Origin of the sequence: Kitasatospora sp. NPDC056181 (assembly GCF_042266225.1) — a bacterium.
GTDB lineage: Bacteria > Actinomycetota > Actinomycetes > Streptomycetales > Streptomycetaceae > Kitasatospora.
This window is the reverse complement of record NZ_JBHJUK010000031.1, coordinates 62066-69290: the sequence shown is the minus strand read 5'-3', so window position 1 is coordinate 69290 and position 7225 is coordinate 62066. Positions and strand designations below refer to the sequence as shown.

At 73.1% G+C, this 7225-nt stretch carries 7 protein-coding genes and 1 pseudogene; 1 reads left to right on the top strand and 7 read right to left on the bottom strand.

Annotated elements, in window-relative coordinates:
• The 6 genes and pseudogenes from ACFC1F_RS15055 to ACFC1F_RS15030 all read right to left on the bottom strand — a co-directional run.
• A pseudogene (locus ACFC1F_RS15055) lies at positions 1-371 on the bottom strand (electron transfer flavoprotein subunit alpha/FixB family protein); the annotation flags it as partial.
• A 49-nt stretch (positions 372-420) separates the two neighbouring features.
• Positions 421-1206, bottom strand: a complete 786-nt coding sequence (locus tag ACFC1F_RS15050) for an electron transfer flavoprotein subunit beta/FixA family protein (RefSeq protein ID WP_209414610.1) — start codon at positions 1204-1206, stop codon at positions 421-423.
• A 213-nt stretch (positions 1207-1419) separates the two neighbouring features.
• A complete protein-coding gene (locus tag ACFC1F_RS15045; RefSeq protein ID WP_376158490.1) occupies positions 1420-2226 on the bottom strand; it encodes a family 1 encapsulin nanocompartment shell protein in 807 nt (268 codons plus the stop codon).
• Positions 2223-3323: a Dyp-type peroxidase gene (locus ACFC1F_RS15040; RefSeq protein WP_376158488.1), complete on the bottom strand. Its 1101-nt coding sequence runs from the start codon at positions 3321-3323 to the stop codon at positions 2223-2225. The genes ACFC1F_RS15045 and ACFC1F_RS15040 overlap by 4 nt, the downstream gene beginning before the upstream one ends.
• Positions 3324-3581: 258 nt before the next feature.
• A complete protein-coding gene (locus tag ACFC1F_RS15035) occupies positions 3582-4205 on the bottom strand; it encodes an FMN reductase (protein ID WP_376158486.1) in 624 nt (207 codons plus the stop codon).
• Complete coding sequence (locus tag ACFC1F_RS15030; protein ID WP_376158484.1) at positions 4202-5314, bottom strand: LLM class flavin-dependent oxidoreductase; 1113 nt, start codon at positions 5312-5314, stop codon at positions 4202-4204. The genes ACFC1F_RS15035 and ACFC1F_RS15030 overlap by 4 nt, the downstream gene beginning before the upstream one ends.
• Before the next feature lie 210 nt (positions 5315-5524).
• Here ACFC1F_RS15030 and ACFC1F_RS15025 point away from each other — a divergent pair, with 210 nt between their 5' ends.
• The gene (locus tag ACFC1F_RS15025; RefSeq protein ID WP_376158482.1) at positions 5525-6286 is read left to right on the top strand and encodes a PP2C family protein-serine/threonine phosphatase; all 762 of its coding nucleotides are present in this window, start codon (positions 5525-5527) and stop codon (positions 6284-6286) included.
• A 277-nt stretch (positions 6287-6563) separates the two neighbouring features.
• Here ACFC1F_RS15025 and ACFC1F_RS15020 read toward each other — a convergent pair whose 3' ends face one another.
• Complete coding sequence (locus tag ACFC1F_RS15020; protein ID WP_209414598.1) at positions 6564-7133, bottom strand: DoxX family protein; 570 nt, start codon at positions 7131-7133, stop codon at positions 6564-6566.
• Positions 7134-7225 lie beyond the last annotated feature (92 nt).

Sequence of the window (7225 nt, the reverse complement as noted above, 5' to 3'; positions counted from 1 at the left end):
GCGCCGGCCTCCAGGTCGACGGCGTCGGTGATGATGCCGGAGCCGATCCGCAGCGCGACGCGGGCGGCGACCTCCTTGCCCTCACCGGAGGAGGTGACCAGGACGGCACCGGCCCCGGCGGCCGTGGCGATCTGCGCCAGCGCGTCCACCTTGGGGACGACCAGCTGGTCGGCGAACTCGGCGCCGTCGGCGACGTACACCTTCGCCGCGCCGAACTCGCCGGCCTTGGCGGCGATGTCGGCGGCGGCCGCACCGGCACCGAGGACGACGGCCGACGGCTCGCCGATCCGGCGGGCCAGGGTCAGCAGTTCCAGGGCCGGCTTGCGGACCACACCGTCGGCGTGGTCCACCAGGACGAGAATCTCAGCCATTGCTCAATGTCTCCGTGTTTCGCTGGATCAGGGTCAGGGGTGGGCCGGCTCAGATGAACTTCTGGTCGGCGAGGAAGGCGGCGAGCTGCCTGCCGCCCTCGCCCTCGTCCTTGACGACCGTGCCCGCGGTCCGCGCCGGACGCGCCGCCACCGACTCGACCGCCGTCCACGACCCGCCCAGACCGACCTCGTCGGCCTCGATGCCCAGGTCGTCCAGGTCCAGCGACTCGACCGGCTTCTTCTTCGCCGCCATGATCCCCTTGAACGAGGGGTAGCGGGCCTCGCCCGACTGGTCGGTCACCGACACCACCGCCGGCAACGGGGCCTCCACCAGCTCCGTCGCCGCGTCACCGTCCCGGCGGCCCTTCACCACGCCGCCCTCGACCGACACCTCGGACAGCAGCGTCACCTGCGGCACGCCCAGGCGCTCCGCCAGCAGCGCCGGCAGCACACCCATCGTGCCGTCCGTCGACGCCATACCACCGATCACCAGGTCGAACCCGGTCTTCTCCAGCGCCTTCGCCAGCACCGCCGACGTCCCGATCACGTCCGAGCCGTGGATGTCGTCGTCGTTCACGTGCACGGCCTTGTCCGCGCCCATCGACAGCGCCTTGCGCAGCGCGTCCTTCGCGTCGTCCGGCCCGACCGTCAGCACCGTGACCTCGGCGTCGCCGTTCGCCTCCGCGATCCGCAGCGCCTGCTCCACGCCGTACTCGTCCAGCTCCGACAGAAGGCCGTCCACGCCCTCCCGGTCGGTGGTGTGGTCGTCCGCGAAACGACGGTCACCCGTCGCGTCCGGCACGTACTTCACACAGACAACGATCCTCAAGCTCATGAGCGGTTCTCCTGTTACGGGTGCACTGGTCCATGGCCTCAGGTCATGCCGAGGGTACTGAGTGCCAAGAGCGGTCCGGGTGCGGCCTGCGGGCGACAAGCGCCACCTGGACCGGCATGCCGTGTCGGCTCTCTTCGACTGGCGTCAGAGGCTCTCCGGAGAGAGTACGGCACTCAGTACCCCGCGTAAAGGAACTCAGTACCCTTCGGCTGCTCACGGCCCCTCGCCACCCAGGACGACGGCGGCCTCGCCGGTGTAGAGGCGGAAGGTCATCGACTCCTGGAGGTACAGGGAGACCGACTCGGCGTCGTGGGAGAGGTAGCCGACGGAGACGTCCTGGCCGAGGACGAGCTCGAAGTCGCCGCCGCGCGCGGAGAGCAGGTAGGCACCCCGGATGGCCGGGGCCCAGATGATCTCGCCGTCGAGGAGGCGGCCGATGTGGGCGGCGACGGGGTAGCCGTGGTCGCTCGTCTCGCTGACGGCGGTGAAGGGGTCGGCGCCGAGCAGGAGCGAGTAGGGGCCGCCGACGCCGGCCAGGCGCAGGGCGGTGAGGGCCTGGCTCACGGTGGTGGGGTAGTCGCGGACGTCGGCGGGGAGCGGGATGGGCGGATTGGTGGCGCCGGCCCGGATGCCCTCGATGGCGGCGGCCTGGTAGCCCTCGAAGATCGCGCGGTCCTCGGCCAGGGCGAGGGTCCGGGCGGCGTCCTTGACCGGCTGCCAGTCGGAGTCGCGGGAGCCGCGTTCGACGTCGTCCACGGCGGCGCGGGCGACGGTGAAGGGGACGCGCAGCTCGACCAGCGGCCGGGCCTCGCGGGCGTGCGCGAGGACGCCGTCGGCGGGCGGGGCGATGCCGGTCAGGTGGCCGGTGCCGACGGCGGCGAGGGTGGGGCCCTCGGGGCCGTGCAGGTCGACCACGCGGCGGCCGGCGATGTGGAGCTTGAAGGTCTGCCGGGCCTCCTCCTCGATCTCCGCCCAGGCGGCGGCGGAGACGGGGGCCAGGTCGCGGTGCAGGTTGCTCATCGGACGGGGGTCCTCTTCAGACTGCCGATGGCGAGCGAGCCATCGGGCGCGGGGACGGAGGCGGTGGTGGCGGCGTGCGCGGCGGTTCGCGTGACGGCCTCCGCGGCGGCCTGCCCGGCGGCTCCCCCGGCGGACGGGGAGGGCGCGGGCGGCGGGTCGTCCAGGAGGGCGGCGGCCGGGACGAAGTAGAGCGACCCGGTGACGGCCGTGGAGAAGTCGAGCAACCGGTCGTGGGTGCCCGGCGGCCGGCCGACGAACATGTTGCGCAGCATCTCCTCGGTCACCTCGGGGGTGCGCGCGTACCCGATGAAGTAGGTGCCGGACTCCCCCTGCCCCTCGAAGGACCCGAACGGCATGTTGAAGCGCATGATCTGCCGCTCCCTCCCGTCCGGACCGGTGACCCCGGTGAGGGCGACGTGCGCGTCCGGGGGCTTGACCGCGTCGTCCAGCTCGACGTCCCCGAGCTTGGTGCGGCCGACGGCCCGCTCCTGCTGCTCGACGGGCAGGGCGTTCCAGGCGGCGAGGTCGTGCAGGTACTTCTGGACGATGACGTAGCTGCCGCCGGCGAACCCAGGGTCCTCGGCGCCGACGGTGACGGCTTCGGCGGCGGCCCGCCCCTCGGGGTTCTCGGTGCCGTCGACGAAGCCGAGCAGGTCACGGTCGTCGAAGTAGCGGAAGCCGTGGGCGGCGTCGACCACGGTGGCGGCGCCGGCGAGGCGCCGGGTGAGTCGGCCGGCCAGTTCGAAGCAGAGGTCCATCCGGGCGGCCCTCAGGTGGAGCAGCAGGTCGCCGGGGGTGGCCGGGGCGCGGTGGCGGGCCCCGGCCACCTCGCGGAAGGGGTGGAGTCCGGCGGGGCGGGGGCCGGCGAAGAGCCGGTCCCAGGCGTCGGACCCGATGCCGGTGACGCAGGTCAGCCCGCCCTCCGGGGCGCGGAAGCCGACCGCCCGCCGCAGTCCGGCGAGGTCGGGCAGCAGGTCGCGGACGACCTGTTCGCCGCCGGGGTCGATGGTGAGGACGAGGAAGATCGCGGCGCTGGTCAGCGGGGTGAGGACGGCCTGCGACTGGAGTGCGGGCCCGGACGGCACGGCGGACTCCACCTCAGGGCTCCCGGGAGGGCGGGACCGGGTGGATCGCAGCAAATCTGATCATGCGGACGATTACACCGCAGAGCGGACATTCGGGCACGGCCGACACACGTCCGACGGCCCCGGCGGGCAACCCCTGGCCCGGGCGGGCGGCCCCGGCGGGCGACCCGGGCGGGCGGCCTTGGCCCGGCCGCCGTCAGGCCCGGCGCCGGCATGCCGAAGGGGCGGGCCCGCGGGCCCGCCCCTTTCGCGCCGCTCACCGCGTCGCCGTCAGACCCGCAGGGCCGCCAGCTGCTGGGCGAACGGCACCACGGCCTCCGGCTGCTCCGCGCCCGCCGGGCCGCGGCCGGCCAGCAGGGCCGCCAGCTCCCCCGCCGCGCGGTCGATCCGGCCCGGGAGGCCGCCGGTGTGCCCGTCCCCCGTCGTACCCCAGTCGTCGGTGGCCGCGTACACCGCGGTGGGGACGACCACCGACCGCAGGTAGGCGAAGAGCGGCCGGACGGCGTGCTCCAGGGCCAGCGAGTGCCGCGGGGTGCCGCCGGTGGCGGCGATCAGCACCGGCTTGCCGGCCAGCGCGTCGTGGTCGATCACGTCGAAGAACGACTTGAACAGACCGCTGTACGACGCGGTGAAGATCGGCGTCACGGCGATCAGGCCGTCCGCGTGCGTCACCGCCTCGATCGCCCCGCGCAGCGCCGCACCGGGGAACCCGGTCACGAAGTTGTGCGCGATGTCGGTGGCGAGGTCACGCAGTTCGACCACCGTGACCTCCACCGACCCGCCGTCCAGGCCGAGCTGACGGACCGTCGAGTCCGCCAGCCGGTCGGCCAGCAGGCGCGTCGAGGACGGCTTGCTCAGCCCGGCGCTGACCACCACCAGCCTGTACGTGCTCACTTGGCCACCTCCGTCGTCTCCTCCTGCTGCCCAGCGGTGAGTTCGGCCGCGACCCGGGCGGCGTGCGTCGGCCCGTCCGGGACCTCGGCGGGCCGGCCCTTGGCGAACTCCTCGCGCAGCACCGGCACGACCTCCTCGCCGAGCAGGTCCAGCTGCTCCAGCACGGTCTTCAGCGGCAGGCCGGCGTGGTCCATCAGGAACAGCTGGCGCTGGTAGTCGCCGAAGGACTCGCGGAAGGTCAGCGTCTTCTCGATGACCTCCTGCGGGCTGCCCACGGTGAGCGGGGTCTGCTCGGTGAACTCCTCCAGCGAGGGCCCGTGCCCGTACACCGGCGCGTTGTCGAAGTACGGGCGGAACTCGCGCACCGCGTCCTGCGAGTTCCTCCGCATGAACACCTGCCCGCCGAGGCCGACGTACGCCTGCTCGGGCGTGCCGTGCCCGTAGTGGGCGTAGCGCTCGCGGTAGAGCTCGACCAGCTTCTGGAAGTGCTCCTTGGGCCAGAAGATGTTGTTCGCGAAGAAGCCGTCCCCGTAGTAGGCGGCCTGCTCGGCGATCTCCGGGCTGCGGATCGAGCCGTGCCAGACGAACGGCGGGACGCCGTCCAGCGGGCGCGGGGTGGAGGTGAAGGACTGCAGCGGGGTGCGGAAGCGCCCGGACCAGTCCACCACGTCCTCGCGCCACAGCTGGTGCAGCAGCGCGTAGTTCTCGATCGCGAGCGGGATGCCCTGGCGGATGTCCTTGCCGAACCACGGGTAGACCGGGCCGGTGTTGCCGCGGCCCATCATGACGTCCACCCGGCCCTCGGCGAGGTGCTGGAGCATCGCGAAGTCCTCGGCGATCTTCACCGGGTCGTTGGTGGTGATCAGCGTGGTCGAGGTCGAGAGGATGATGCGCTCGGTCTGCGCGGCTATGTAGCCGAGCATGGTCGTCGGCGAGGACGGCACGAACGGCGGGTTGTGGTGCTCGCCGGTCGCGAAGACGTCCAGGCCGACCTCCTCGGCCTTTCGGGCGATGGCCACCATCGCCTTGATCCGCTCGTGCTCGCTCGGGGTGCGGCCGGTCGTGGGGTCGGGGGTGACGTCGCCGACGGTGAAGATTCCGAACTGCATGCTGCTCACCACACTCCAGGTGAATCCCGGCTTCAGGATCCGATCGTCAAAGTTTCAACCACCTTAGCATCGGCCTGTCCGGCGTTATTCCCCACCAGCGCCCGACCCCTTGCCCGTCACTGCACCGCCGGCCCGCGCGCGGCCACGACGCGCGCGACAATGAAAGGACTAAGGACGGCCGGCCCGGAACCCCCGAAGGACGGCGAGCCGATGGCGGCCTACATCTCGGTGAGCGCACTGAGCCACGAGGGCCTGGTGCGGGAGCACAACGAGGACAGCCTGACGGTCGGTCCATGGACGCTCTGTGCGACCGTGACCACCAACCCGCAGACCCTGCTCTTCCCGCTCGGCCCGCCCTGCGTGGTCGCGGTGGCGGACGGCCTCGGCGGGCACCCCGGCGGCGAGATCGCGAGTGCGCTCGTCGCCCGGGAGCTCGCGGCGGCCGGGCCCTCACTGGAGGACGAGGAGGCCGTCCGGGAGACGCTCCAGACCTGCAACCGGGCCGTGTTCGCGGCGGCGGCCGGCGACCCCGGACTGGGTGCCATGGGGACCACGGTGGCCGGCGTGGTGCTGCTGCCCGAACAGGCGGTGACCTTCAACGTGGGCGACAGCCGGGTCTACCGGATCGACGGCGACGACCTGCGCCGGGTCAGCGTGGACGACAGTCCGCCGCTGCCCCCGGGGCGGCGCACCACCTCCCTGGTCACCCAGACCCTCGGCGGCTCGCTCGGGCTGACCTTCGTCGAGCCGCATGTGAGGACCGCCCCGCTGGCGGCCGGCGACCGCTTCCTGGTGTGCAGCGACGGGCTCACCGACCCGGTGCCCGAGGAGGAGCTGTCCGGACTGCTGGCGGGCACCGACGAGGACGACGAACGAGCCGACGGGCGGGCCGCGTTCGAGCTCTGGAAGGCCGCGATCGAGGCGGGCGGGCCGGACAACATCACGCTGGCCCTGGTACGGGTCGGCGGTTAGCCGCCAGGCGGGTGCGGGAGGGACACGCGGGGCCGCGCCGCCGGGCGGCCGCGGGCCGGGGGGATCGAGTGTCGACCGGCGGATCATCGGCCTGATGACCCGTCAACACCACAGGATGTCAACGCAGCTGAGCCATTCCGCCGGACCGGCGCCCGCCGCGGGGTGGCGGCGCGCAGACGGAGCGGGGCTGTCGGTCGTACGACCGACAGTCCCGCTCAACTCCCGTGGCCCCGCCGGGAACAGACGGCTCGTGCCGTCGGCCCGGGGGCCCGGCAGGTCACTTGCGCAGCAGCAGGATGACGCCGGCGGTCACCAGGCCGACCACGACGGCGGCGGCGCCGTAGGCCAGGCGGTGGGCGCGCAGCACCGGCAGGAAGCGGTCGACGGCGTAGCGGCCGGGCCCGGTCAGGGCGAGCGCGGCGGCGCCCGCGGTGAGCAGCAGTTCGTACTCGCTGCCCTTCGGGGCGAAGAATCCGCCGCCCCAGGTGACGGCGAGCGCGTTGACCATGGTGCCGAGGATCGCGGCAGCGGCCAGCGGGGTCAGCAGGCCGACGGCCAGGGCGAGGCCGCCGAAGGTCTCCGTGAGGCCCGCGACGACGGCCATCGCGTTGCCGGCCGGGTAGCCGCTCATGGTGAAGAACTGGCCGGTGCCGTCGATGCCGCCGCCGCCGAACCAGCCGAACAGCTTCTGGCTGCCGTGCGCGGCCATGGTCAGGCCGAGGGCGAGGCGCAGCAGGAGCAGGCCGGCGTCGTAGGCGTGCGGGGAGGTCGTCGCGGAGTCGGGGGTCGCCCGCTCCGGGAGGACGGTGGTGGTGGGGGCGGTCGTGCTCGGGCTGGTGCTCGGCATGCGCGTCTCCATCAGTCGGGGTCGTTCTGGGCAAGGAAGGACAGGGGCGGCCGGGAGGTGGTGCCGTCGTTCACACCGTCGTTCAAATTCGA

Bases quoted from the DNA above. Each gene is read 5' to 3' on its own strand.
- ACFC1F_RS15050 (WP_209414610.1), bottom strand. From the start codon at position 1,206: ATGAGCTTGAGGATCGTTGTCTGTGTGAAGTACGTGCCGGACGCGACG.
- ACFC1F_RS15045 (WP_376158490.1), bottom strand. From the start codon at position 2,226: ATGAGCAACCTGCACCGCGACCTGGCCCCCGTCTCCGCCGCCGCCTGG.
- ACFC1F_RS15030 (WP_376158484.1), bottom strand. From the start codon at position 5,314: ATGCAGTTCGGAATCTTCACCGTCGGCGACGTCACCCCCGACCCCACG.
- ACFC1F_RS15025 (WP_376158482.1), top strand. From the start codon at position 5,525: ATGGCGGCCTACATCTCGGTGAGCGCACTGAGCCACGAGGGCCTGGTG.
- ACFC1F_RS15020 (WP_209414598.1), bottom strand. From the start codon at position 7,133: ATGCCGAGCACCAGCCCGAGCACGACCGCCCCCACCACCACCGTCCTC.